The following is a 24,667-nucleotide window of genomic DNA, read 5'->3' as shown; positions in this document are numbered from 1 at the left end:
ATAAGAGTTCTTCCCCTCATGAAAGCACACCGTAAAACCCTGTTAAACCATGTTCGTCAATGGGGGGCACAGTCTTTCAAAGAAACCCAACCCTTACGCGCCGAACTCTTCAGCGCCGACCAGATGGAACGCCACGGCAGAACGTTAGCCGACACCCACCAACTCACCCAGCAATCGGTTCAGGATCAGCTTCTCGATCGCCTCTCTGACAACGAAGCCGTGCTAGTGGAATGTTCCCGTGTATTAACCGCCACGGTCAGTTCCAATCACCGCCTCACCCCGGCGGGCGAATGGTTGCTGGATAACTTCTACCTGATTGATGAGCAAATCCGCACCGCCAAACGCCATTTGCCGCAAGGTTACAGCCGCGAATTACCGCGCTTGGCGGATGGTGCATCGAGCGGCTTGCCGCGTGTGTATGACATTGCGCTGGAAAACATTGCGCACGGCGATGGGCGGGTTGACCCCGACAGCCTCAGCCGTTTCGTCACCGCTTACCAAACCGTCACGCCGTTGAAGCTGGGTGAATTATGGGCAATCCCCATCATGTTGCGCTTGGCACTGATCGAAAACCTGCGGCGCATTGCGGCACGCATTACCACCGACAAAATTGACCAAGACCTTGCCGATACGTGGGCAAACCGCATGGTCGCAGCAGCAGAGCAAGACCCCAAAAGCCTGATTCTTGTCATAGCCGACATGGCGCGTTCCAACCCGCCGATGAGCACGCCGTTTGTGGCGGAATTGGTACGCCGCTTGCAGTGGCAAAGTGCCGCACTCGGCTTGCCGTTGAGCTGGATTGAACAATTGCTGGCGGAATCACACCTGACCATCGAACAATTGGTGCAAATCGAAAGCCAGCAACAAGCCGCTGATCAAGTCTCCATTGGCAATAGCATTGGCAGCCTGCGCTTCCTTGGCTCAATGGATTGGCAAGCATTCGTCGAAAACATGAGCGTGGTCGAACAAGCCCTGATCGACGATCCCGCAGGTGCATACGGCGAAATGACGTTTGCTACCCGCGACCGTTACCGCCACGTCGTAGAAAAAATTGCCAAATACACCCGTTATTCCGAAGGCGAAGTGGCACAATTAGCCGTGCAACTGGCGCAAGCGGGCGCGGAAAAACATGGCAATGACGACCGTACCGCGCACGTTGGTTTTTACCTGATCGACGACGGTTTGCACCCACTCGAACAAGCCGCGCAAGCACGGCTGCCGCTGCTCACGAAACTCCACAGAACCGCTTGCTGCTTACCGCTGCTATCTTTTCTGGGCGGCATTGCGCTGCTAACCGTGCTGTTTACTGGCGGCTTACTGCTGCACGCCCACGCTGACGGCGTACAGGGCTGGTCGCTGGCATTGTTAGGCATCGTGTTGGCACTCGGTACAAGCTACCTGTCGGTGGCACTGGTGAACTGGCTGGCAACCTTGTTGAATACGCCGTATGCCTTGCCGCGCATGGATTTTTCTGAAGGCATTCCCGCGCCATCACGCACTTTGGTCATCGTACCCACCATGCTCAGTAGCACCTCCGGCATTGAAAGCATGATGGAAACGCTGGAAGTGCGTTTTCTCGCCAATCGCGATACGCATCTGCATTTCGGCTTATTAACCGATTTCTTGGATGCGCCGCTAGAAACGCAGCCGGGGGATGATGCGCTATTGCGGCTGGCACAAGCAGGCATCGACCACCTGAATACCAAATATCCGGGCGAATCGGGTAACATTTTCTTCCTGTTCCACCGTCCGCGCCGCTGGAATCCGCAAGCGCAGGTGTGGATGGGCTACGAACGCAAGCGCGGCAAGCTGGCGGATTTGAATGCGCTGCTACGCGGTGGTGCAAAGGACGCTTTCGCGCTGATCGTGGGCAACATTACGCCGCTGGCTGGGGTGAAATACGTGATCACGTTGGACACCGATACGCAGCTTCCGCGTGACGCGGCTCGCCAGTTCGTCGGCACATTGGCGCATCCGCTCAACCACGCGGTTTACGACCCTGCCAAGCAACGGGTTACGCAAGGTTATGGCATCCTGCAACCCCGCGTCAGCGTGAGCCTTTCCGCTCCCAATCTATCGCGCTATGCACGCTTGTACGGCGGGGAATCGGGCATCGACCCTTACACCCGCGCTGTTTCTGACGTGTATCAGGATGTGTTCAACGAAGGCTCGTTCATCGGCAAAGGCATCTATGACGTGGATGCGTTTGAGCAAGCACTGGGCGGGCGTTTGCCAGAAAACTGCATCCTCAGTCATGACTTGCTGGAAGGTTGTTATGCGCGGGCGGGCTTGCTCAGTGATGTGCAGTTGTATGAAGAATACCCCGTGCGTTACAGCGCAGATGTCAGCCGTCGGCATCGCTGGATTCGTGGCGACTGGCAATTGCTGGGCTGGTTATTGCCCTCCGTGCCGGGAGCAGGGAAGGAACGCCAGAAAAACCCGCTGTCGTGGCTGTCGCGCTGGAAGATTTTTGACAATCTACGGCGCAGCCTTACCGCAGCGGCATTGACCTTACTGTTATTGCTGGGCTGGACAGTGTTGCCAATGGCAGGATTCTGGACACTGGCAGTACTGGCGATTTTGCTGATTCCGTCGGTAAGCGCGTCCTTGTTGAGTCTGGTGCGCAAGCCTGCCGACTTGCTGTTAAGCCAACACCTTGCTGCGGAAATGCGGGCGGCGGAAGGGCATTTTACCCAAGCCGCATTGACGCTGATTTGCCTGCCTTACGAAGCCTATTTCAGTCTGGATGCGATTATCCGCACGCTCTGGCGGATGGCGGTTTCCAAGCAACGTCTATTGGAATGGAATCCATCGAGCGAAACCAACCATCATAGCCCGAACCTGTCCGCCGCTTACCGGGCAATGTGGATTGCGCCGTTTATTGCCGTGGTCACGGGTTTGTATCTGGTAATGATACGCCCAGAAACCTTACTGATCGCAGCGCCTATCCTACTGTTGTGGTGGTTATCGCCTGCCATTATTTGGTGGGTGAGTGAACCACTGGCGCGGCGTACCAGCAAACTAACGCCCGACCAAACCGTGTTTTTGCGCAAGACTGCCCGCAAGACGTGGGCTTATTTCGAGAATTTGGTAGGAGTGCAAGATAACTGGCTGCCGCCGGATAATTATCAGGTCTACCGTGATGTTGGCGTGGCGCACCGCACTTCGCCGACCAATATGGGCATGGCGTTGCTGGCGAATTTGGCGGCTTACGATTTTGGTTACTTGCCGCTGGGCGGGCTGATTGAGCGTACTGCGAATACCTTGCGCACGATGGAGCGTCTGGAACGTTACCACGGGCATTTTTACAACTGGTACGACACGCAATCGTTGCAGCCATTGTTGCCGATGTATGTGTCTACGGTGGATAGCGGCAATCTGGGCGGGCATTTGCTGACCTTGCAGCCAGGGTTGTTGGCATTGCCGGATCAGCCGATTCTAACGGTGCGGTGGTTGGAAGGCTTGCAAGATACATTCGGCATTGTGCTGGAAAGTACGGCGGATAAGACGCACTGGATTGCGTTGCAAACTGCGCTGAATGTTGCGGCTACTACCCGCCCCATGACGTTGGCAACGGTGAAACATTGCCTCGAACACCTAATCGCGCTTGCATCCGTCGATAGCAGCGAATGGGGAGTTGCGTTGGTGCGGCAATGCCGGGGGCATTTGGATGAATTGCGTTTCCTTGTCCCCGATGGTGGGAAAGATGACAGTGCAGGCATTCCGACCTTACGCGAATTGTTGCTGATTCCGGCAAGCAGTCGGCGGGCGCAAGAGCGCATTGCGGCGCTTGAACAACTAGCGTGGCAAGCCAGCGAACTGGCGTGTATGCAATACGATTTCCTCTATGACAAGCCGCGCCGCTTGTTTGCGATTGGCTATAACGTGACCGAACGCCACCGCGATGCGAGTTATTACGACTTGCTGGCATCCGAAGCGCGGCTGTGCAATTTCGTGACGATTGCGCAGGAACAAGTGCCGCAGGAAAGCTGGTTTGCCTTAGGAAGGCTGCTGATCACCACCGATGGCGAGCCAACGCTGTTGTCGTGGAGCGGCTCGATGTTTGAATACCTGATGCCCTTGCTGGTCATGCCGACCTATACCAATACCCTGATCGACCAGACCTACCATGCGGTGGTGCAACGCCAAATTGCCTATGGCAAACAGCGCAACGTGCCGTGGGGTACGTCGGAATCGGGTTATAACACCGTCGATGTGCATCTCAACTACCAATACCGTGCGTTTGGCGTGCCGGGTTTGGGGCTGAAACGCGGGTTGGCGGAAGATTTGGTGATTGCGCCGTATGCCTCGGCACTCGCGCTGATGGTTGACCCCGAAGCCGCTTGCCAAAACTTGCAACGTCTTGCTGCTGATGGTGTGGTAGGCAAGTTTGGCTTCTATGAAGCGGTCGATTACACCCCCTCCCGGCAACGGCGCGGGGAAGCGCGGGTCGTCATCCAGTCGTTCATGGCGCACCATCAGGGCATGAGTTTGCTGGCGTTGGCGTATTTGCTGCTGGATCGCCCGATGCAACGGCGTTTTGCCGCGAACCCGCAATTTCAGGCGACGCTGTTATTGCTGCAAGAACGCATTCCCAAAGCCACCGCGTTCTATACCCAAGCGGCGGAAGTGGCAGAAGTATTGCTGGCTTCCAGCGAACCGCAAATCCCGATCCGGGTACTCAAAAACCCGAATACGCTCCTTCCCGAAGTGCAGTTGCTCTCCAACGGGCGTTACAACGTGATGATAACGAATGCGGGCGGCGGCTACAGTCGGTGCAAGGATTTTGCCGTCACGCGCTGGCAGGAAGACAGTACCCGCGACCATTGGGGCACATTCTGCTACATCCGCGACGTAGCCAGTGGCGAATTCTGGTCAACCGCACATCAACCGACGCTTGCTCCGGCAAACCATTACGAAGCGATTTTCTCGGAAGGTCGTGCGGAATTCCGCCGCCGTGACCACGACTACGACACGCACATCGACATCGTGGTGTCGCCGGAAGACGACATCGAATTGCGCCGCGTGCGCATCACCAACGATTCACTGCTGCAACGCACCATCGAAGTCACCAGTTACGCCGAAGTGGTATTGGCATCCCCTGCCTCTGACACCTTACACCCCGCGTTCAGCAAGCTGTTTGTGCAGACCGAAATCATCGACCCGCTGCAAGCCATCCTGTGTACGCGCCGCCCCCGCGCACTCGATGAACACAGCCCGTGGCTGTTCCATTTGATGGCAGTGCATGAAGGCGATTCCAGCAGCATTTCGTATGAAACCGACCGGGCGCAATTCATCGGGCGCGGCAATACCCTCGCTGCACCGCACGCCATGACCACCGCCGATCACTTGTCGAACAGCGTCGGTGCAGTGCTTGACCCCATCGTAGCCATCCGCCACCGCATCACCCTCGAACCGGAAGCCTCGGTGACACTCGATATGGTCATCGGTATTGCCGATACTCGTGAAGCCAGCCTGCAATTGGTGGAAAAATACCGTGACCGCCGCCTCGCTGACCGCGTATTCGATCTGGCATGGACGCACAGCCAAGTGGTATTGCGCCAGCTCAATGCCAGCGAAGCCGAAGCGCAACTCTACGGGCGGCTTGCCAATTCGGTGATCTATTCCCACGCTTTGCTGCGGGCGGATGCCAGCACCCTAATCAGTAACCACCGGGGGCAATCCGGCCTGTGGGCGCACGCCATTTCTGGCGACTTGCCGATTGTGCTGTTGCAAATCAAGGATCTGGACAATATCGAACTGGTGCGCCAACTGGTCAAAGCCCATGCCTACTGGCGTTTGAAAGGCTTGACGGTGGATCTGGTGATCTGGAACGAAGACCGCGAAGGCTACCGCCAATTGCTGCAAGAACAAATCATGGGGCTGATTGCGTGGGGCGTAGAAGCGCACGTCATTGACCGCCCCGGTGGTATTTTTGTACGCCATGCCGACCAGATTTCCAGCGAAGACCGCATCCTGATCCAGTCGGTTGCCCGCGTCATTATCACCGACAGCAAAGGTTCGCTGACCGATCAAGTGAATCGGCGCGGCTTGCTGGACGTGCGTGTGCCGCCGTTCAAACCTACTCGATACCCCTTCCCTGCCCCGCCAACCGTGGGCAAGTTATTACCGCGTGATGACCTGATCCTATTCAACGGCTTGGGCGGGTTTACCGCTGACGGGCGCGAATACGTGATGACCCCGACCAACGACCAGACCACACCCGCGCCGTGGGTGAACGTGCTGGCAAATCCCCACTTTGGCACGGTGATCTCAGAAAGCGGGCAAGCCTATACGTGGGGCGAAAATGCCCACGAATACCGATTAACCCCGTGGCATAACGACCCGGTGAGCGATTTAAGCGGTGAAGCCCTGTATTTGCGCGACGAAGACAGCGGCGAGTTCTGGTCGCCCACGCCACTACCGTGTCCGGGAACGGGCGCGACCATCAGCCGCCACGGTTTCGGCTACAGCGTGTTTGAACACAATGAAAACGGCATTTACTCGGAACTCACGGTGTTTGTGGCACTGGATGCCTCGGTCAAATTCTCGGTGCTGAAAGTACGCAATGCCTCCGGTCGTACCCGCCAGCTTTCTGCCACAGGTTACGTGGAATGGGTGCTGGGCGATTTAACCCCGAAATCAGCACCGCATGTGATTACCGAATGCACTGCTCCACAAGGCGCATTATTCGCCCGCAACCCTTACAGCATGGAGTTTGCAGAACGGGTAGCGTTCTTCGCGGTGGATGATAACAACCGCACTGTCACAGGCGACCGTGCCGAATTCATCGGGCGCAATGGTTCGTTGCGCAATCCGGCGGCACTGCAACGCGCGTATTTGTCCGGCAAAGTTGGCGCAGCACTTGACCCGTGTGCAGCAATCCAAGTGCCGTTTGAACTGGCGGCAGGACGTGAGCGGGTGATTGTCTTCAAGCTGGGTGCAGGGCGTGATATGCACGATGCGCAAGCCTTGGTACAACGTTTCCGTGGCATGGCGGCGACACTCGACGCGCTCAAACAGGTACAAAATTATTGGGTGCAAACCTTGAGTACGGTGCAGGTAGAAACACCTGATCCTGCGGTGAATATGCTCGCCAACGGCTGGCTGTTGTACCAAACGCTGGGTTGCCGTTTGTGGGGACGCAGCGGTTATTACCAATCCGGCGGCGCATTCGGTTTCCGCGACCAGTTGCAGGACGTGATGGCGTTGGTTCATGCCGAACCGCACAAAGTCCGCGAACATTTGCTGCTGTGTGCAGGGCATCAGTTTGCAGAGGGTGATGTGCAACATTGGTGGCATCCGCCGTCCGACCGTGGGGTACGCACCCAATGTTCCGATGATTATTTGTGGTTGCCGCTGGTGACGTGCCGTTACATCCTGACAACGGGCGACATGGCGGTGCTGGATGAGCAGCGCGGTTTCCTGAGCGGGCGTGCGGTGAGTGCAGGGGAAGATTCGTACTACGACTTGCCGGGGCATTCGGCTGACGTTGCCAGCCTGTACCAGCATTGCGTCCGCGCCATCCTGCACGGCTTGCGCTTTGGCGAACACGGTTTGCCGCTGATGGGTTCCGGCGACTGGAACGATGGCATGAATCTGGTCGGCATCGAGGGCAAAGGCGAAAGCATCTGGCTGGGCTTTTTCCTGTGCGAAGTGTTGGGGCAATTTGCCGAGTTGGCAAAACAGCGCAATGACATCCCCTTCGCGGAACGTTGCCAGCAGGAACGTTACCAATTGCGCCAAAACCTCGAACGCCACGGCTGGGATGGCGCATGGTATCGCCGCGCTTACTTCGACGACGGCACGCCGCTGGGTTCGAGCAGCAACCCCGAATGCCAGATTGATTCGATTGCGCAAAGCTGGTCGGTACTTTCTGGGGTCGGTGCGCCCGAACGCACCGCACAGGCGATGCAATCGCTGAATACGCATTTAGTGCGCCGCGATCATGCGCTGGTGCAATTGTTAGACCCGCCCTTCAATACTTCCGACTTAAACCCCGGTTATATCCGTGGCTATGTGCCGGGGGTGCGCGAAAACGGTGGGCAATACACCCATGCCGCAATTTGGGCAGCGATGGCATTTGCCCGCTTGGGCGACAGCGCACGCGCATGGGAATTGCTGGGGATGATTAACCCGATCAACCACGCCACTTCCCCGCAAACCGTGGCAACGTACAAGGTCGAGCCGTATGTGATTGCTGCCGACGTGTACGCGGTTGCACCGCATACCGGACGCGGTGGCTGGACTTGGTACACTGGCTCGGCAAGCTGGATGTACCGGCTGATTACCGAATCGTTGCTGGGATTGCGGCGCGAAGGCGATAGTTTGCGCTTTGAGCCGTGTTTACCGCCAGAGTGGGCAGGATTCAAAATGCTGTATCGTTATCGGGAAACGCTTTACCACATTGTGATTACACAGTTAAACACTCAGGAAAGTACCAAAACAATTACATTGGATGGTATTGAAATACCTCAAGGTAATATTTTGTTGCAAGATGACCGGACTGAACATTACATTGAGGTTAAAATAATAGCCAATCGCTCAGTTTAAATGAATTTAAATAATCAAGGCTAATTTAACTTTCTAATCAGTCTGTTTATTCCCGCTTTCCCTTATGATTTACCTTGCTATAATGGCAAATATAGCGCCTAATAAATACATAAAGTTTTTCCTCTTAAATTTGTTGGTTTTACAACAAAAAGAGAAAAGAAAAATCATCACTACAGATAAAGGAGATATATTATGAATACCAAAGAAGATTACAAACAAAAAATCGAAGGTGAGTTAGCCTTAGCCCGAGCCAAATTAGCCGAGTTCCAAGCGCGTGCGAAAATGGCCTCGGCCGATACCCGCATTAGCTATAACGAACACATGCATGACATGGAACAAAAATTTGATGCGACTAAGGCGAAATTAAAAGAGTTTGGTGAAGCCAGTGATGGCGCATGGGAAAATTTGAAGGATGGCGTGGAAACTGCATGGCATTCTCTGAGTGCTTCCGTTAAAGATGCTGCTGACAAATTCAAAGCCTGACTCTGCTCTCTCTCCTCTCTCTAATCATTTTTTGCTAACACACTAGCATTTTAAGGTAGCCCATTGACTTTGCCCCCCAAAAGGCGGGCTGCCTTACTTTTTAATCCCCCGCAATTAAAGCCAATAGGCGCTTTAAAGGATTAATCTCATGGATACGAATTATCTGTCAGCACACTGGCATCAAATAAAAGGCAGCGTGCGCGAGCAATTCGGCAAGTTAACCGATGATGACTTGCTTGAGATCGGCGGCAAAGTTGAACTTCTTGTGGGTAAATTGCAAGAACGTTATGACCTGAGCCTTGCAGAAGCGGAAGCCGCCGTCACTGGCTTAAAAATTGATGCCGAAGGCATGAAACTAGAAACCAACATTTAACCAATCCCGGAGTTTTTATGAAAACCAACCCTATTTTACTTTCTCTGTTCATCGCTGCCACTTTGCTGGGCTGTGACAACGACACTGAAAAGAAAGCCGTAGACGCTGCACACAACGCTAATGAAAAAGCCAAAGATGCCGTAGCAGCCACTCAAGAAAAAGCCAGTGAAGCGGCGGATGCCATGAAAGAACAGGCGGAAAAAGCCAAAGCAGCAACGGCTAACGCTGTCGAGAATGCAGCCGATAGCGTTGCAGCCAAAGCAGCACAAGAAAAGCAAGAAGCGGCGGACGCTTTGAAAAAACAAGAAGAAGCCCTGAAAAAATAAGACCCTACGGGACTTCCGTGGTGTGTTTTAATGATTATTGATGGACATGAATAAAATGAAAATGCCAATGCTAGCCTTCGCGGTTACGTCTGTGCTGTTGGGTGCAACTGCACCCGTGATGGCAGAAGACGTAACCCTATTTGATTACGAACAACCGACCAGTGCGTATGAAGATGCGTACTTATCCGGTCGTTTGAACGTCAACAGCGGTAATCAGGATCAAACCAGTCATGATTTGAATCTGGATATGAACTACGAACGGGTTTTCAGCTCCCCCGACCGTGATATTAAAATCAACGGGGATCTGCAAGGCTCATCCAAACGCGGTCCGAATACCGACGATGCGACCCAAGATAATTACATCGGCACAGGTTCGGTGGGAATGAATAAATACCTCAAGCCCAATAGCAAAGGTGCTTTTTGGTATGGCGAAGGCGAAGTTGGCGTTAAAAAAGGCGCTGATGACCCACGTATTAAAGCGGGCGTTGGTGTGGGTTATGGTCGCGTTGTCAATGTGACTCCAATGGCACAAGCGATTCGCTTAGTAGAGGCGTTAACGGATAAAAAGCGTTTAACCGGCAGTTTGACCAAAGCCGAATATAACCAAGTCGCCAACATTATTGCTAAAGAAGCTGAATACCGCACGCAATATGGCGCAGCCGATTATCAGCAAAATTGGATGGCGGATATTGAAAAAGTCCTGCAAGCCACGGGCAAAACCGCTGGTGAATTAGGCGCTATTGGCATTCTCAGAGCGCGTGACGTTTTGGTTAATGAACGCATTTCTACCCGCAAATACGGTTGGTTAGCCAAAGTCGGCGTGAGCGAAGTTTTCAAAGATTATGATGGTAGTGATACCAAACCAGCATTGGATATGGGTGCGGAATACCACCGTCCATTGAATAACCAAACCCAGTTTTCCAATGAAGCATCAGCTTCTGCCATTTTGCAAGATAGCGACAGCAGCTATACCGCCAAAAATGCCATGAGTTTGACGCATGAATTAACTGACCGCGTGGATTGGTTAAATAGCTGGGCAATGAATTACGATCACAATGATGTTACCAGTGCTGATACTACGACGAATGCGGTGAGTTCTACCTACCGTTATTACATCAGTAATAAACTGGCATTTGACACGGTAGCGGCTTTATCAAAAGTCAGTGACGATATTACTGACAATGGCAATGACGAAATCGACAAGTCATTATTCATGGGCGTTACCTATCGCCTTAAATAAGGTCGATGCTAAATTAATATGAGGTATTTGAAATGAAAACGATACGTAAATTAACTGCTAGCGCAGTCACTATCGCTGTTTTACTGAGTTTGACAGCGTGCTCCGGGATGACAACCCGTGAGAAAAATACCGCCGTGGGCGCAGGTGTTGGTGCAGTTACCGGTAGTGCGGTAACAGGTGGCTCAACCGCCGGAACAATTGGTGGTGCAGCCGTCGGTGGAATCATTGGCAGCGGTGTTCGTTAAACCCTACTACGATTTCAGTAAGGAGAAATACGCTCCTGCGTGGATGCACCTGAGTAACAACTATGCGCTTATATACGAGCTGCGATTTGGCGTTCGAGATTCTTACGCCGACACCGTTTGTGCTGATGTTGCGCCCACGCAGTGGTATGCAGCAATGGATTACCCGCGAGGAATACCGCCTCGTCCCTAGCGTGCCAGTGTTTGAATTCACAGATAACTACGGCAACCTCTGTCAACGGCTGGTAGCCCCACGGGGAATTTTCACCGTGTACACCTCTGCCGAAGTCATGACCGCCAATGACGTGGATCAAGCACCGGGAGCGCCGTTCGTGGCAGTTCAGGATCTGCCCGATGCTGAACTCAGCTACTTGTTGCCCAGCCGTTACTGTGAATCCGATCGTTTTGGGCAGATGGCAACCGAGATTACCGCAGGGCAGCCAGCAGGTTACGATCAGGTCGCAGCGATTGCGACTTGGTTGCGTGCCACCATCCTTTTTGCACCGGGCAGCAGTAATATTCCGGTGTCGGCAATCGAAGTCAACCGCAAGCAATCGGGTGTCTGTCGCGACTTTGCGCACCTTGGCATTGCCTTGTGCCGCAGCTTGAGCATTCCCGCCCGCATGGTGGTGGGTTATCTCTACCAACTCGACCCGATGGATTTACACGCTTGGTTTGAAGCCTATGTCGGTGGACGTTGGTACACGTTTGATGCCACGCAAGCCGAACTCAACGGCGGCTATGTGGTACTGGGCTACGGTCGGGATGCGGCGGATGTCGCGGTTTACAATCAGTTTGGCCCTGCGGTACACCCCACCGCCCAAACCGTTTGCGTGCAGCTTCTCAAAGAGCAAGAAAATACCGTTATGGATAAATCACCTAATGTCCGCTGCATTCCTTAATACATTAAAACGCTTTTATCGCCCCGCCCTTGTGATCGCGATTGTGCTACTCATCAGCGGCTATTTCGCACGCAATCTGCTCTTTGGCACACCCGTTGAAGCCCAAGCCGTCGTTCAGGGCGAATTACGCCAAACCGTAGTTGCCAGCGGGCGCATCACTTGGCCTCAACGTGTATCAGTGGCGGCGGAAATCACGGGGCGCGTCACTCACATTCCCGTCAAAGAAGGTCAAGCGGTCAAACGCGGCGATTTGTTAATCCAGCTTGCCGACAGCACCGACCGCGCCAGCCTCGCCCAAGCCACCACCGCCGTAGCACTCGCCGAAGCCAAACTGCGCCAGCAACGCGAAGTCGCGCTACCCACCGCGCAAGAAGCACTGCGCCAAGCACAAGCCGATGTCGAACAAACCGGTCAGCAACTCACCCGCATCCGCTCGCTCAACAACCAGAAATACATCAGCAAAACCGAACTGGACACCGCCCAGCGCAATCTGGATGTTGCCAATAGCAAGCTGGAAGCCGCCCAATTACAAGTAAAAAGCAACCAAACCAAAGGCAGCGACGCACTACTTGCCACCACCGCCCTGAATCAAGCTCGTGCATCCTTGCAACTCGCACAGGTCAAGCTGGCGCAAACCGCCATCCTCGCCCCTGCCGATGGCACGCTGATCAGCCGCAGCATTGAACCGGGCGATATTGCCACCGCTGGCAAAGCCCTCATGGTGTTGGCAGCGCAAGGCGAAACCCAAATCGAAGTGCAAATCGACGAAAAAAACCTCGGAAAACTTGCCGTCGGACAAGTTGCACTGAGTTCCGCCGATGCTTTCCCCCAACAGCGTTTTAATGCCGAAGTCGCCTACATCAACCCCGGCGTGGATGCGACACGCGGCGCGGTGGAGGTAAAACTGCGGGTCAAAGAGCCACCGGCGTACTTGCGCCAAGACATGACCGTTTCAGTCGATATAGAAACCGCTAAAAAGCCGGATGCGCTGGTAATCCCTACTGGCGCATTACACGAACCCAGCAGCGATACGCCGTGGGTGCTGGTAGTGCGCAATGATCGCACGGTGAAACAAACCGTCACCCTCGGTTTGCACGGCGACGAAAACGTGGAAGTGTTAAGCGGTCTTGCAGCAGGTGAAGCGGTGATTCCGGCAAATTTAGCCCTGATCAAAGCCGACCAGCGCGTGCGGGTGACATTGCTACCATGAATTCAGCCATGCCCTTTGAATGGATTTTAGCGATTCGCTTCATGCGCCAAGCACGGATGCAAACTTTGCTGATTATGGCGGGTGTCGCACTCGGCGTATCAGTGATTGTGTTCATTTCTGCCCTGATTAGCGGGCTGCAAACCAATTTGTTCAAACGCACGCTGGATTTTCAGGCGCAAATCATCATTCTGCCGCCCAAAGAAGTGTCGCGCCCACTGCATCAAGCGGAAGATGGGGCGATGCTTGCCACGCTGGTACAACCACGGGCGCAACGCTTGCAATCGGTCGACCAATGGCAAACCGTCCTCGCGCAAGTGGCGAAAATGGACGGGGTTAGCGTCGTTGCGCCAGTGGTAGCGGGTGCGGGTTTTATCGTGCGCGGCGAGGCTAACAAAGCCGTCGGCTTGACCGGTATTGAGCCAGAAACCTACCTGCAACTCATCGCCCTCAACAGCAAAATCATCGCAGGCACAGCCAATATCACTGGCACGGATATGCTGGTCGGCTTGGATTTGGCGAAAGATTTAGGCGTGTGGACGGGGGACAAACTCAATTTGCAAACCGCGTCCGGCGGCACGGCAACCCTGAGCATTCGCGGCATTTTCGATTACGGCAATAGCGGGATGAATTCGCGCTCGGTATACATCGCATTACGCACCGCGCAAAGCCTGCTCGATTTGGCGGGCGGTGTCACCAGCGTCGAAGTGAATCTGGATGCGCCGTTTACTGCCGAAACCGTGGCGCAAACCATTCAAGCGCAAACCGGCTTGAAAGTGGATAGTTGGATTGCTACCAATGCGCAATTCTTTAGCGCGTTGGAAGCACAATCCATGTCCAACACCGTGATCCGTTTTTTCGTGGGACTGACTGCTGCCTTGGGCATTGCCAGCGTGTTGGTGGTGTCGGTGGTGCAAAAATCCAAAGCGATTGGCATCTTGCGGGCGACGGGTACATCGCGCCAACAAATCCTGCGGCTGTTTTTACTGCAAGGGGCGTTGACGGGCTTGATTGGTTCGCTATTGGGTGCATTCGTCGGTTGGTTGTTTTTAATCGCGTGGCGCAATATCGCCATTAATGCGGATGGCACGCAGCTTTTCCCGATTACGTTTGACCCGATGCTGTTTGTGTACGCAGCCGTGGGCGCAACGCTGGTGGGGATACTCGCCGCCTTGTTCCCTGCTCTGCAAGCGGCGCGGCTTGACCCAGCGGTGGCGATTCGTGGCTGACTTCAACGCCATTACCCTGCAACTCAAGGGCATCCGCAAAGCCTACAATGTGGGTTTGCCTGCGGGAACCGAAGTGATGCACGGGCTGGATTTAACCATCGAACGCGGCGAATTCGTGGCGCTGATTGGCCCTTCTGGGTCGGGCAAAAGCACGCTGTTGAACCTGATTGGCTTGCTCGACAAACCGACGGCGGGTGAATTGTTGATTACGGGGCAACCGACGACGCAATTGCAGGATCGGGAGCTGACATTGTTACGCGCCAAGTCGATTGGTTTTGTGTTCCAGTTCCACAATCTGTTGCCCGAATTTACCGCGCTGGAAAACGTGATGTTGCCATTGCTGGCGGCACGAGGTCGACCCGATGAAGCCATGCGTTTACGCGCTGCCGAATTGATTGAGCAAGTGGGGCTGACTGACGTGGGCAAACACATGAGCAATGATTTATCCGGTGGTCAACAGCAGCGCGTCGCCATTGCCCGCGCGTTGGTGATGCAACCCGCGCTGGTGCTGGCGGACGAACCTACCGGCAACCTCGATACCAAAGCCGCCGACAATGTGTTTGATTTGCTGCGCCGCGTGAATGAAGCCAGCGATACCAGCTTTTTAATCGTCACCCACGATCCGCGCTTGGCGCAACGTTGCGACCGCATTATTGAGTTGGTGGACGGGCGCATTGATTCAGACAAAGCCAACCGAGTGTCTTCCCCATGATGAAAACTAACCACACTGGCCTTACCCAAGCCGAAGCCGCCCGCCGTTTAGCAGCCGACGGCGAAAACATGCTCCCCGGCAGTATCCCCAAATCCCTGTTTGCCATCGCCTTAAGCGTGTTTACCGAACCCATGTTCCTGATGCTGTTGGGTGCGGGCGGCATCTACCTCGCCTTGGGGGATCGTGCCGAAGCCTCGTTCCTGCTCGGTTTCGTGTTCGTCGTGATCGGCATTACCTTGGCGCAAGAACGCAAGACGCAACGTGCGTTGGAATCCTTGCGTGACCTTTCCGCCCCGCGAGCCTTGGTGGTACGTGATGGGCAGGAAATCCGCATTCCGGGGCGCGAAGTGGTACGCGGCGATGTACTGGTATTGCACGAAGGCGACCGCATCCCCGCTGATGCCTTGCTGCTCGATGGGCAATTGAGCGTGGATGAATCCCTGCTCACGGGTGAAGCCGTGCCGGTCAACAAATCGCCCACGGCTGGCGCAACCTTTGCCCCACCAGAGGGCGAAAGCAGCGCGTCCCTGTATGCCAGCACCGTCGTCACCAAAGGCGTGGGGCTGGCGGAAGTCAGCGCGATCGGCGTGAATACCGCTGTCGGGCGCATCGGGCAAGCCTTGGCCTCGACGCAAGAAGCCCCTTCCGGTCTGCAACAAGCCTCGCGCAAACTGATTATCATCCTGACCATCGTGGGTTTGACCTTCGCCACGCTGCTAGTATTGCTAGGCTGGCTGTGGGATGGACGGGCGTTTCTGGACAGTTTGCTGTCCGGTATTGCGCTGGCGATGGCGATTTTGCCGGAAGAAATCCCCGTCATCCTGACCGTGTTTCTGGCCTTGGGTGCATGGCGTATTTCCAAGCAAAAGGTCTTGACGCGGCGCGTGTCAGCGGTCGAAGCCTTGGGCGCAATCACGGTACTGGCAGTGGATAAAACCGGCACGCTCACCCAAAACCGCATGAAGATGGAAGAACTGGTGGCAGCGGGTGCAACCTTCCGCAATGAAGGCGCAAACGCCCTGCCGGAAACCTTCCACGAACTCGCTGAATTCACCCTGTTAGCCACGCCGCTCGACCCTTTCGACCCGATGGAAAAAGCCATTCGGGTATTCGCCCAGCAATGGCTGAAGGGTACGGAACATTGGCATTCACAAGCACCCGAATTTCAGTACGACCTGTCTGCGGAAATACTGGCAATGACGCAAGTATTTTCCAGCAATGACCCCAACACGCATTTGCTGGCGTGCAAAGGTGCGCCCGAAGCGGTGGCGGATTTATGCCATCTGCCCGCTGCTGAACGCGACATTATCCACCAGCAAGTGCTGAGCATGGCAGAGCGCGGCTTGCGTGTATTGGGCATTGCCAAAGGTCAATGGCAAAGCAAAGAATTACCGCCCAGCCAACACGATTTCAGCTTTACGTTTCTGGGATTAGTAGGGTTTGTTGACCCGCCTCGCCCCGAAGTACCCGCTGCAATTGCCGAATGCCGTGCCGCTGGGGTGCGCATTATCATGATGACGGGCGATCACCCTGCCACTGCTCGTGCCATTGCACAACAGGTCAACCTCAGCACCCGCACGGCGGTGATGACGGGCGCGGAAGTGGCGGCACTCAGCGATGCCGAATTGCACGAACAGTTGCAGCAAGTGGATATGTTCACCCGCTTGCAACCCGAACAAAAACTGCGGCTGGTGCAGATACTGCAACAAAACGGTGAAGTGGTCGCCATGACCGGCGATGGGGTCAACGATGCGCCCGCCCTCAAAGCCGCCAATATTGGCATTGCCATGGGCGAACGCGGCACGGATGTCGCCCGCGAAGCCGCCGCCCTGGTGCTGCTGGATGACAGCTTTGCCAGCATTGTCGCGGCGATTCGCCAAGGGCGGCGCATTTACGACAATATCACCAAGGCTACCGCGTTCACCTTCGCAGTACACATGCCGATTATTGTATTGGCACTGATTCCGGCGTTGTTGCATTGGCCGGTGCTGTTGCTGCCCGTGCATATCGTGTTGCTGGAATTGCTGATCGACCCTGCCTGTTCGATTGTGTTCGAGGCTGAACCGGAAGCCAGCGACATTATGACGCGCCCCCCGCGTAAACTAACGGATTCGCCGTTTGCGTTTAGTGCGCTGCTTTACCCGCTGCTACAAGGCATTGCAGTGGCGGAAGTGTTGCTGCTGGGGTATTGGCTGCTGGATGGGCAAGGTTTTCAGGCGGATGAAATACGCGGCGCCATGTTCATGGGCTTGGTGCTGGGGTTATGCTTGCTCATTCTTGCCAATCGTGATGCGGCGCGGACGCTGTTGCATGGATTGACGGCAAGCAATCCGTGGATTTGGCGCATGTTTGGCGCGGTGGGATTACTGCTCGTGGTGGTCTTTACCGTTCCCGTGCTGCGTGATGTTATGGGGTTTAGTGTCATGGGCGTACCCCAACTGCTCGCAGGCACGGCTCTAGTGCTGGGAATTGGCGTATGTTTGGAAATCTTGCGCTGGGTCAGTGGCAAAACGACTAGCCACGCGGCACGTTACCCCGCAAACCCTTGATTTCATCCAGCAATTCTACCGCCAAAGCAGCACCTGCCAGATTGACACCCAAATCACGCTGAAGCCGGATCACGGTACGCACCCGCACCACGCTATTGCCCGCAAACTGCCAAGCGGTGGTGGTTTGCTGGTAGTCGATGGGATCAATAATGCCCTCGTCCACCATTTCCAAAAGCTGTTCGGGTAGCAGGTTGCAAGAACGGCACAACTCCTCCAGCGAGAAGCGTGCGTCGTCTTCCAGAATCCTGCCGATCACTTCATTTAAAGCAGTTTGCATCACTCACACTCCCATTCCGGCACGCGGATTAAAGGCTTGTTCCAGTGCCAATTCACTGTACAAAGCCTTGGCTTTATCGCTGAGGGTATCCGGCATCACCACTTTCAAGGTGACGTAGAAATCGCCCGGTGTCTGCGCTGGAATGCCCCGCCCTTTCAGCCGTAGCTTACGCCCACTGGAAGAACCCGCCGGAATTTTCATATCCACCGCACCATCCGGGGTTGGCACTTTAACGCTACCACCCAATGCGGCTTCCCACGGGGCAATCGGCAATTCCAGATAAACATTGAGTTCCTCGGCGCGGTACAGCGGATGCGGGTTGAAAGCGATTTCCAGATACAAATCGCCCGCACTGCCACCACCGATACCGGGGTTGCCCTGCCCTTGTAGGCGGATATGCTGGCCTTGCTTGACCCCTTTGGGAATTTTGACATTAAGTGTGCGATCTTGCTGGGGAGAGCGCAAATTCAAGCTGCGCGTCGCCCCTCGGTAAGCATCTTCCAGATCAATCGACACCTTGAAGTGACTGTCTTCACCTGACATGGCTTGCGTCCGCCCTGCACCGCCCCGCCCACGTTGACCAAACAGATTGGCAAGAAAATCATCAAAATCGGCAGACTGACCCGCCCCCGCAGTGCCATTGGAAGGCGGCGGACGGAAATCACGCTGGGCGTGCAAATCAACACCCAACTGATCATAGGCAGCGCGTTTTTCCGGGTCTTTCAACACTTCGTAAGCTTCGCCCACTTCTTTGAACTGCTCCTCGGCATTCGCTTCCTTGCTGATGTCGGGGTGGTATTTACGCGCTAATTTACGGTAAACACGCTTAATATCATCCTGCGTGGCTTCTTTGGTCAAACCCAGAACTTTGTAATAATCCTTGTATTCCATCGTATTCCCCCCTGCATTTCATTACATAAAATCAGGCAGATGGGCGCGGATTTCTTCCACCGAATGGCGAGTCAGGTCTTTATCCACGGTTTCAGCCAGCAAATCCGTCACCCCTTGCCTGAAATGCCCACGCAATAAACCCAGGAAATGCGGTGAAGCGATGAGGTACAGCTTGTCATAACGGTTGGCACTACGCATTTCTTCCAGATAGTTGCTCAATTCAAGCGCAAACGCTTCGGCTTGCTGCTCTTTTATATCGGTGGATGGCTCTACCGCATGGCGACCATGCCCCTGCGAATCAAAGACACGCGACGGTGGGTCAGTTTCCAAATCACGCCCATGTAAACGGGAACTGGGATGCACCTTATCTTCCAACTCAATAAGCGCAGCATTTGCATTTAATGGTGCTGCACTAAAAAAACGTGCCAGTGTCGCATTCGCAACAACAATCCAAATTGTCATGACATTAACTCCTTCTGTTGTTAAATATGACGAATCCTATACCTTATAGTATAGTTCATTTTAATAAGAGCGTATTTTCCATACCACAAAAATCAAAACCAGTGCGATTAATACCACGGCGACTAATAGAATGATCCACAGAAACTGTCCAACATAAGCAGCCATTAGTAGAGTCAACAATAATAGCGCTCCCACTACATATAATTTCCACGACACCAACATTCCATCAACAAACGTAGCGAAAGTCAGCATCAATAACACTAGCAAGCCAGTCGTATCCACATTGATACGCCCCGCCTCAAGCAGTCGATAAATCACTGCCACGGCAACCAACGCCGAACCCCACAAAATAGCTTGCTGATACAATAGCTTACCACCATGCAACAGCCCAAGTTTTTTGGAACGCCAGCTTCCCCACGCTGTCGTCATCAACGCTAGAAATACCAGCATATAGCTCCAATAGCTGTAGGCATTGTCTATGCGGTAATTGGTAACACCCACCCCTAACAAGGCCAGAAAAGTGATTCCCACAAACAGTGCGGCATCAACCTTCAATACCTGTTTGAAGGTGGCGGGTTGATTAGTAGACGTGTCCATCGTTTTTCTCCGTCAAATGATTATTATGTTACGGAAATATTTATTTTATTAAAATAAGTAGATTCTGCATTAATAATGACAGAAGCTTGCAACATAAGCAAATTTAGCGCCTAATGAAAACAAGACAAATACTGATATTTATCTAAATATCATGTAATTGATCACATCCCCACCCCTTGCGGTAAAGCGGGCAGGGCAAAGCCAGCGCGGGCAGCGGTAATAACACTGGCGTAATTGATCACATCCCCACCCCTTGCGGTAAAGCGGGCAGGGCAAAGCCAGCGCGGGCAGCGGTAATAACACTGGCAAGATAAGCCAAGGCAGACTGTCCACGTTTGCGGCAAGTACCGATGATGCTGGCCAGCATGGCAAACGCACGGCTCCCCGTAGCACTCTTTGTGCCATGGTTGGTTTTGCGCAGGATCACCCAATGGCGCAACGCCCGCTCAGCCTCATTATTGGTCAAGGGAAGCCACGGGTGGTCAAGGATTCGGAAAATGGCATCCCAATCATTGATGAACTCTTTCGCCAGTGCCGCCGTCTTGTCATGGGCAGATACGGCATGGATCAAGCATAATGCCCTGAATTCCAGGAGTTTTGCCTGATGGCGTTGACGGATCACGTCGGTTTGCGTCCCCACCGTGCCGCCTGCTGCCCGCCAAGCGTAAATGTCGTCCTGTAATACCCTCAGCCAAGCGAGGGTGAAGTTGCCAAACGTCCGCCCGTCTTTGTCCAGTGATTCTGCCAGCCCACGGGCTTTGCGGATCAGGTGCGCCCAGCAACGCAAGCGTTTGGGGTGGTGGCGGTAAGCGGCATAGCCATCACTCATCAGCCAGCCCCCAAAGTGGGGGCTAATCACGTTGTCGAGCATTTCAATGGTGCGCTGCCCTACGTAGAAACAAACGCTGAGGGTGGTGACGAATGTCCATAGCCACAGGGCTTCGCCACGCTCTTTCCAAGAGGTTTCATCAATATACAGCACCCCGCCGTCAGCGGTGGCTTCTGCCAACAGCCCTTCCACCAAGGCATCTTCCAATGGAGAAGCACTCGCGGCTGCTTCCTCAAAACATTGCTGCAACACCCCGACACTTAGGGGAATGCCCAACACCTCCCGCAACAGTTCTTGTGTGCCACGCAGTGACAAGCGTGAGCGCAGCCGTAGGTGGACAATAAGTGCCGCCAGATTGCCCCCAATCAGCCGCCACTCGCCCACATCAACCTCCGGGTATAACGGGTCGGGAGCTTGGCGATGCGGGATATGGCGGCTCACATGACCGCAGGTGCATACGCTATCGTGAAGGTGGTGGCGGGTGGTGATGACGGTCAGTCCGGGGTTCCCATCCGTGCCAAACTGGATGTCCACACTGTCATAGGCGGTATAAATACGGGAGACAGCCGCATCCAGGGACCTGCCACAGGCTTCACATCGGCTGGGGTAATGGTGTTCGTCTGCATTGATGGGCGGATGCCATACCCGACCATAACCCGGTGCGCCGGGTTGTTTACCCGCTTTGCGTTTGGCTGGTTGGGCTGGCTTTGTGCCCGCCACAGCTTCTGGTTCCGGGGTTGGCTTTCCTCTGGCTGCACCCACCCCTTCTGTTTCGGGCAAAGCCACCGTTTTGGGTGACGTTTCCCACGGGAAACCGCTGCTGGGTGGTTTGGAGGAGTTGTTGGAGTTTTGGTTGATCTGTTCCCGCGCTTCTTTCAGGTCATGCAACAACTTGGTCGACAGGTGCAGCAGTTCCTCCGGCGTGAGCTTGGCAAGGTACTGGCTGTTAAGCTGTTTGAGGCTGTGGTCTTTCAGTTGTTGGGTCATCGGGGGAGTGTCGCAAATTTAGTGCGTTTGGGTAAGGGGGGACTGTTCAGTTACACACTGGCAAGATAAGCCAAGGCAGACTGTCCACGTTTGCGGCAAGTACCGATGATGCTGGCCAGCATGGCAAACGCACGGCTCCCCGTAGCACTCTTTGTGCCATGGTTGGTTTTGCGCAGGATCACCCAATGGCGCAACGCCCGCTCAGCCTCATTATTGGTCAAGGGAAGCCACGGGTGGTCAAGGATTCGGAAAATGGCATCCCAATCATTGATGAACTCTTTCGCCAGTGCCGCCGTCTTGTCATGGGCAGATACGGCATGGATCAAGCATAATGCCCTGAATTCCAGGAGTTTTGCCTGATGGCGTTGACGGATCACGTCGGTTTGCGTCCCCACCGTGCCGCCTGCTGCCCGCCAAGCGTAAATGTCGTCCTGTAATACCCTCAGCCAAGCGAGGGTGAAGTTGCCAAACGTCCGCCCGTCTTTGTCCAGTGATTCTGCCAGCCCACGGGCTTTGCGGATCAGGTGCGCCCAGCAACGCAAGCGTTTGGGGTGGTGGCGGTAAGCGGCATAGCCATCACTCATCAGCCAGCCCCCAAAGTGGGGGCTAATCACGTTGTCGAGCATTTCAATGGTGCGCTGCCCTACGTAGAAACAAACGCTGAGGGTGGTGACGAATGTCCATAGCCACAGGGCTTCGCCACGCTCTTTCCAAGAGGTTTCATCAATATACAGCACCCCGCCGTCAGCGGTGGCTTCTGCCAACAGCCCTTCCACCAAGGCATCTTCCAATGGAGAAGCACTCGCGGCTGCTTCCTCAAAACATTGCTGCAACACCCCGACACTTAGGGGAATGCCCAACACCTCCCGCAACAGTTCTTGTGTGCCACGCAGTGACAAGCGTGAGCGCAGCCGTAGGTGGACAATAAGTGCCGCCAGATTGCCCCCAATCAGCCGCCACTCGCCCACATCAACCTCCGGGTATAACGGGTCGGGAGCTTGGCGATGCGGGATATGGCGGCTCACATGACCGCAGGTGCATACGCTATCGTGAAGGTGGTGGCGGGTGGTGATGACGGTCAGTCCGGGGTTCCCATCCGTGCCAAACTGGATGTCCACACTGTCATAGGCGGTATAAATACGGGAGACAGCCGCATCCAGGGACCTGCCACAGGCTTCACATCGGCTGGGGTAATGGTGTTCGTCTGCATTGATGGGCGGATGCCATACCCGACCATAACCCGGTGCGCCGGGTTGTTTACCCGCTTTGCGTTTGGCTGGTTGGGCTGGCTTTGTGCCCGCCACAGCTTCTGGTTCCGGGGTTGGCTTTCCTCTGGCTGCACCCACCCCTTCTGTTTCGGGCAAAGCCACCGTTTTGGGTGACGTTTCCCACGGGAAACCGCTGCTGGGTGGTTTGGAGGAGTTGTTGGAGTTTTGGTTGATCTGTTCCCGCGCTTCTTTCAGGTCATGCAACAACTTGGTCGACAGGTGCAGCAGTTCCTCCGGCGTGAGCTTGGCAAGGTACTGGCTGTTAAGCTGTTTGAGGCTGTGGTCTTTCAGTTGTTGGGTCATCGGGGGAGTGTCGCAAATTTAGTGCGTTTGGGTAAGGGGGGACTGTTCAGTTACAATATCATCGGATATTAAGCGTAAAAACCCCATGCGCTTTTATCATAAATCATAGAACCGTATTACGCTCAAGAAGTGCCTTTATGCAAAATAACCCCCTAAACCAATTAGCCACTTTCGGTCAATCCATCTGGCTGGATTACATCCGCCGCGACCTGATCACCAGCAGCGAACTGCAACGTTTGATTGAGGACGATGACTTGCGCGGCATCACCTCCAATCCCGCCATTTTCGAGAAAGCAATCACCGATAGCCACGTTTACGACGCAGCCATTCGCGAGCTGGCACAGCAAGACAACAGTGCCGAAACCATCTACGAAACCCTCAGCCAACAAGACGTACAAAGTGCCGCTGACGCATTCCGCCCACTTTACGACCGCACCAACGGTAAAGACGGCTACGTTAGTTTGGAGGTCAACCCGCACCTTGCGCACAATACCGACGGCACATTGCAGGAAGCACGCCGCTTGTGGACAGCCTTGAACCGCCCGAATGTCTTCATCAAAATCCCCGCGACTACCGCCGGATTGCTCGCCATCCAACAACTCATTAGCGAAGGCATTAACGTCAACGTCACGTTGCTGTTTAGCTTACCGCGCTATCGGCAAGTCGCTGAGGCTTATATCGCAGGCATTGAAACCCGCCTCGCGCAAGGCGAACCCGTACAGCAAGTGGCTTGCGTCGCCAGCTTCTTTATCAGCCGCATTGACGCGCTGCTAGATCCGTTGCTGGAAACCCCAACAGCACAAGCATTACGCGGGCAAGTAGCGATTGCCAGCGCGAAAATCGCCTACCAAATCTACCAAGAAATCTTTAATAGTGATCACTTTGGAGTCTTGGAAGCCCAAGGTGCGAACGTCCAACGGCTGCTGTGGGCAAGTACCAGCAGCAAAAATCCAGCGTTCAGTGATGTGAAATACGTAGAAGCATTGATCGGCGCAGATACTGTCAACACCCTGCCAATGGAAACCCTGAACGCCTACCGCGACCACGGCGAACCGCAAGCGCGGCTCGAACAAAGTATCGCAGAAGCCCACCAAGTATTGGCACAACTGCCCGCGCTAGGCATCGACCTCGACCAACTCACCCAACAGCTTGAAGACGAAGGTGTCGAAAAATTCAATAAGCCGTTCGATAAGCTACTAACCATCCTTACGCAACGTATCGCCGAATAAGGAATCTT

The 24,667-nt window shown here is 54.5% G+C and carries 18 protein-coding genes; 12 read left to right on the top strand and 6 right to left on the bottom strand.

All coding sequences use genetic code 11. From position 1 onward, the window contains the following. The first annotated feature begins 18 nt into the window (after positions 1-18). The 11 genes from J1836_RS11405 to J1836_RS11355 all read left to right on the top strand — a co-directional run bounded on the left by J1836_RS11405 (position 19) and on the right by J1836_RS11355 (position 17,816). A complete protein-coding gene (locus tag J1836_RS11405; protein ID WP_207251202.1) occupies positions 19-8,553 on the top strand; it encodes a glycoside hydrolase family 94 protein in 8,535 nt (2,844 codons plus the stop codon). A 192-nt stretch (positions 8,554-8,745) separates the two neighbouring features. Then, a complete protein-coding gene (locus J1836_RS11400) occupies positions 8,746-9,036 on the top strand; it encodes a sll1863 family stress response protein (protein ID WP_207251201.1) in 291 nt (96 codons plus the stop codon). Positions 9,037-9,184: 148 nt separating this feature from the next. Further along, positions 9,185-9,409 carry a CsbD family protein gene (locus tag J1836_RS11395; protein ID WP_207251200.1) on the top strand — a complete coding sequence of 75 codons (225 nt, stop codon included), beginning with the start codon at positions 9,185-9,187 and terminating at the stop codon, positions 9,407-9,409. Between the two features lie 17 nt (positions 9,410-9,426). Next, a complete protein-coding gene (locus J1836_RS11390; protein WP_207251199.1) occupies positions 9,427-9,735 on the top strand; it encodes a hypothetical protein in 309 nt (102 codons plus the stop codon). 40 nt (positions 9,736-9,775) lie between these two features. After that, complete coding sequence (locus J1836_RS11385; RefSeq protein WP_207251198.1) at positions 9,776-10,975, top strand: DUF481 domain-containing protein; 1,200 nt, start codon at positions 9,776-9,778, stop codon at positions 10,973-10,975. A gap of 32 nt (positions 10,976-11,007) precedes the next feature. Continuing rightward, positions 11,008-11,220: a YMGG-like glycine zipper-containing protein gene (locus J1836_RS11380; protein WP_207251197.1), complete on the top strand. Its 213-nt coding sequence runs from the start codon at positions 11,008-11,010 to the stop codon at positions 11,218-11,220. 62 nt (positions 11,221-11,282) lie between these two features. Beyond that, positions 11,283-12,119, top strand: coding sequence for a transglutaminase-like domain-containing protein (locus J1836_RS11375; RefSeq protein WP_207251196.1), 837 nt, complete (start codon positions 11,283-11,285; stop codon positions 12,117-12,119). After that, a complete protein-coding gene (locus J1836_RS11370; protein ID WP_207251195.1) occupies positions 12,100-13,329 on the top strand; it encodes an efflux RND transporter periplasmic adaptor subunit in 1,230 nt (409 codons plus the stop codon). Before J1836_RS11375 ends, J1836_RS11370 begins: the two co-directional genes overlap by 20 nt. Beyond that, positions 13,326-14,555 carry an ABC transporter permease gene (locus J1836_RS11365; protein WP_207251194.1) on the top strand — a complete coding sequence of 410 codons (1,230 nt, stop codon included), beginning with the start codon at positions 13,326-13,328 and terminating at the stop codon, positions 14,553-14,555. Before J1836_RS11370 ends, J1836_RS11365 begins: the two co-directional genes overlap by 4 nt. After that, positions 14,527-15,267: an ABC transporter ATP-binding protein gene (locus J1836_RS11360; protein ID WP_242632799.1), complete on the top strand. Its 741-nt coding sequence runs from the start codon at positions 14,527-14,529 to the stop codon at positions 15,265-15,267. The genes J1836_RS11365 and J1836_RS11360 overlap by 29 nt, the downstream gene beginning before the upstream one ends. Further along, positions 15,264-17,816: a cation-translocating P-type ATPase gene (locus J1836_RS11355; RefSeq protein WP_207251193.1), complete on the top strand. Its 2,553-nt coding sequence runs from the start codon at positions 15,264-15,266 to the stop codon at positions 17,814-17,816. Before J1836_RS11360 ends, J1836_RS11355 begins: the two co-directional genes overlap by 4 nt. On the opposite strand, the gene J1836_RS11350 is transcribed toward J1836_RS11355, so the two are convergent. The 6 genes from J1836_RS11350 to tnpC (J1836_RS11325) form a co-directional block, all read right to left on the bottom strand. Then, the gene (locus J1836_RS11350; RefSeq protein WP_207251192.1) at positions 17,782-18,093 is read right to left on the bottom strand and encodes a chaperone modulator CbpM; all 312 of its coding nucleotides are present in this window, start codon (positions 18,091-18,093) and stop codon (positions 17,782-17,784) included. The two genes, J1836_RS11355 and J1836_RS11350, sit on opposite strands and share 35 nt — an antisense overlap. Positions 18,094-18,096: 3 nt before the next feature. Then, the gene (locus tag J1836_RS11345) at positions 18,097-18,984 is read right to left on the bottom strand and encodes a DnaJ C-terminal domain-containing protein (protein ID WP_207251191.1); all 888 of its coding nucleotides are present in this window, start codon (positions 18,982-18,984) and stop codon (positions 18,097-18,099) included. A 21-nt stretch (positions 18,985-19,005) separates the two neighbouring features. Then, positions 19,006-19,446 carry a host attachment protein gene (locus J1836_RS11340; RefSeq protein ID WP_207251190.1) on the bottom strand — a complete coding sequence of 147 codons (441 nt, stop codon included), beginning with the start codon at positions 19,444-19,446 and terminating at the stop codon, positions 19,006-19,008. Positions 19,447-19,506: 60 nt separating this feature from the next. Next, the gene (locus J1836_RS11335) at positions 19,507-20,043 is read right to left on the bottom strand and encodes a hypothetical protein (protein ID WP_207251189.1); all 537 of its coding nucleotides are present in this window, start codon (positions 20,041-20,043) and stop codon (positions 19,507-19,509) included. Positions 20,044-20,281: 238 nt separating this feature from the next. Further along, positions 20,282-21,859 carry an IS66 family transposase gene (gene tnpC, locus J1836_RS11330; RefSeq protein WP_242632653.1) on the bottom strand — a complete coding sequence of 526 codons (1,578 nt, stop codon included), beginning with the start codon at positions 21,857-21,859 and terminating at the stop codon, positions 20,282-20,284. 50 nt (positions 21,860-21,909) lie between these two features. Then, entirely contained in the window at positions 21,910-23,430 is a 1,521-nt protein-coding gene (gene tnpC, locus J1836_RS11325) for an IS66 family transposase (protein ID WP_242632798.1), read from the bottom strand. 137 nt (positions 23,431-23,567) lie between these two features. On the opposite strand from tnpC (J1836_RS11325), the gene tal reads away from it, so the two are divergent. After that, positions 23,568-24,659, top strand: coding sequence for a transaldolase (tal, locus tag J1836_RS11320; protein ID WP_207251188.1), 1,092 nt, complete (start codon positions 23,568-23,570; stop codon positions 24,657-24,659). Positions 24,660-24,667 lie beyond the last annotated feature (8 nt).

It is taken from the genome of Thiothrix fructosivorans (assembly GCF_017349355.1).
GTDB lineage: Bacteria > Pseudomonadota > Gammaproteobacteria > Thiotrichales > Thiotrichaceae > Thiothrix > Thiothrix fructosivorans.
This window is presented reverse-complemented; position numbering and strand designations above follow the sequence as displayed.

Excerpts from the sequence above, each read along its gene's own strand:
- J1836_RS11340 (WP_207251190.1), bottom strand. The coding sequence starts at position 19,446 with ATGACAATTTGGATTGTTGTTGCGAATGCGACACTGGCACGTTTTTTT.
- J1836_RS11395 (WP_207251200.1), top strand. The coding sequence starts at position 9,185 with ATGGATACGAATTATCTGTCAGCACACTGGCATCAAATAAAAGGCAGC.
- J1836_RS11350 (WP_207251192.1), bottom strand. The coding sequence starts at position 18,093 with ATGCAAACTGCTTTAAATGAAGTGATCGGCAGGATTCTGGAAGACGAC.
- J1836_RS11380 (WP_207251197.1), top strand. The coding sequence starts at position 11,008 with ATGAAAACGATACGTAAATTAACTGCTAGCGCAGTCACTATCGCTGTT.
- J1836_RS11405 (WP_207251202.1), top strand. The coding sequence starts at position 19 with ATGAAAGCACACCGTAAAACCCTGTTAAACCATGTTCGTCAATGGGGG.
- J1836_RS11335 (WP_207251189.1), bottom strand. The coding sequence starts at position 20,043 with ATGGACACGTCTACTAATCAACCCGCCACCTTCAAACAGGTATTGAAG.
- J1836_RS11390 (WP_207251199.1), top strand. The coding sequence starts at position 9,427 with ATGAAAACCAACCCTATTTTACTTTCTCTGTTCATCGCTGCCACTTTG.
- J1836_RS11370 (WP_207251195.1), top strand. The coding sequence starts at position 12,100 with ATGTCCGCTGCATTCCTTAATACATTAAAACGCTTTTATCGCCCCGCC.
- J1836_RS11375 (WP_207251196.1), top strand. The coding sequence starts at position 11,283 with ATGCGCTTATATACGAGCTGCGATTTGGCGTTCGAGATTCTTACGCCG.
- tnpC (WP_242632798.1), bottom strand. The coding sequence starts at position 23,430 with ATGACCCAACAACTGAAAGACCACAGCCTCAAACAGCTTAACAGCCAG.
- J1836_RS11385 (WP_207251198.1), top strand. The coding sequence starts at position 9,776 with ATGGACATGAATAAAATGAAAATGCCAATGCTAGCCTTCGCGGTTACG.
- J1836_RS11365 (WP_207251194.1), top strand. The coding sequence starts at position 13,326 with ATGAATTCAGCCATGCCCTTTGAATGGATTTTAGCGATTCGCTTCATG.
- tal (WP_207251188.1), top strand. The coding sequence starts at position 23,568 with ATGCAAAATAACCCCCTAAACCAATTAGCCACTTTCGGTCAATCCATC.
- J1836_RS11345 (WP_207251191.1), bottom strand. The coding sequence starts at position 18,984 with ATGGAATACAAGGATTATTACAAAGTTCTGGGTTTGACCAAAGAAGCC.
- J1836_RS11400 (WP_207251201.1), top strand. The coding sequence starts at position 8,746 with ATGAATACCAAAGAAGATTACAAACAAAAAATCGAAGGTGAGTTAGCC.
- J1836_RS11355 (WP_207251193.1), top strand. The coding sequence starts at position 15,264 with ATGATGAAAACTAACCACACTGGCCTTACCCAAGCCGAAGCCGCCCGC.
- tnpC (WP_242632653.1), bottom strand. The coding sequence starts at position 21,859 with ATGACCCAACAACTGAAAGACCACAGCCTCAAACAGCTTAACAGCCAG.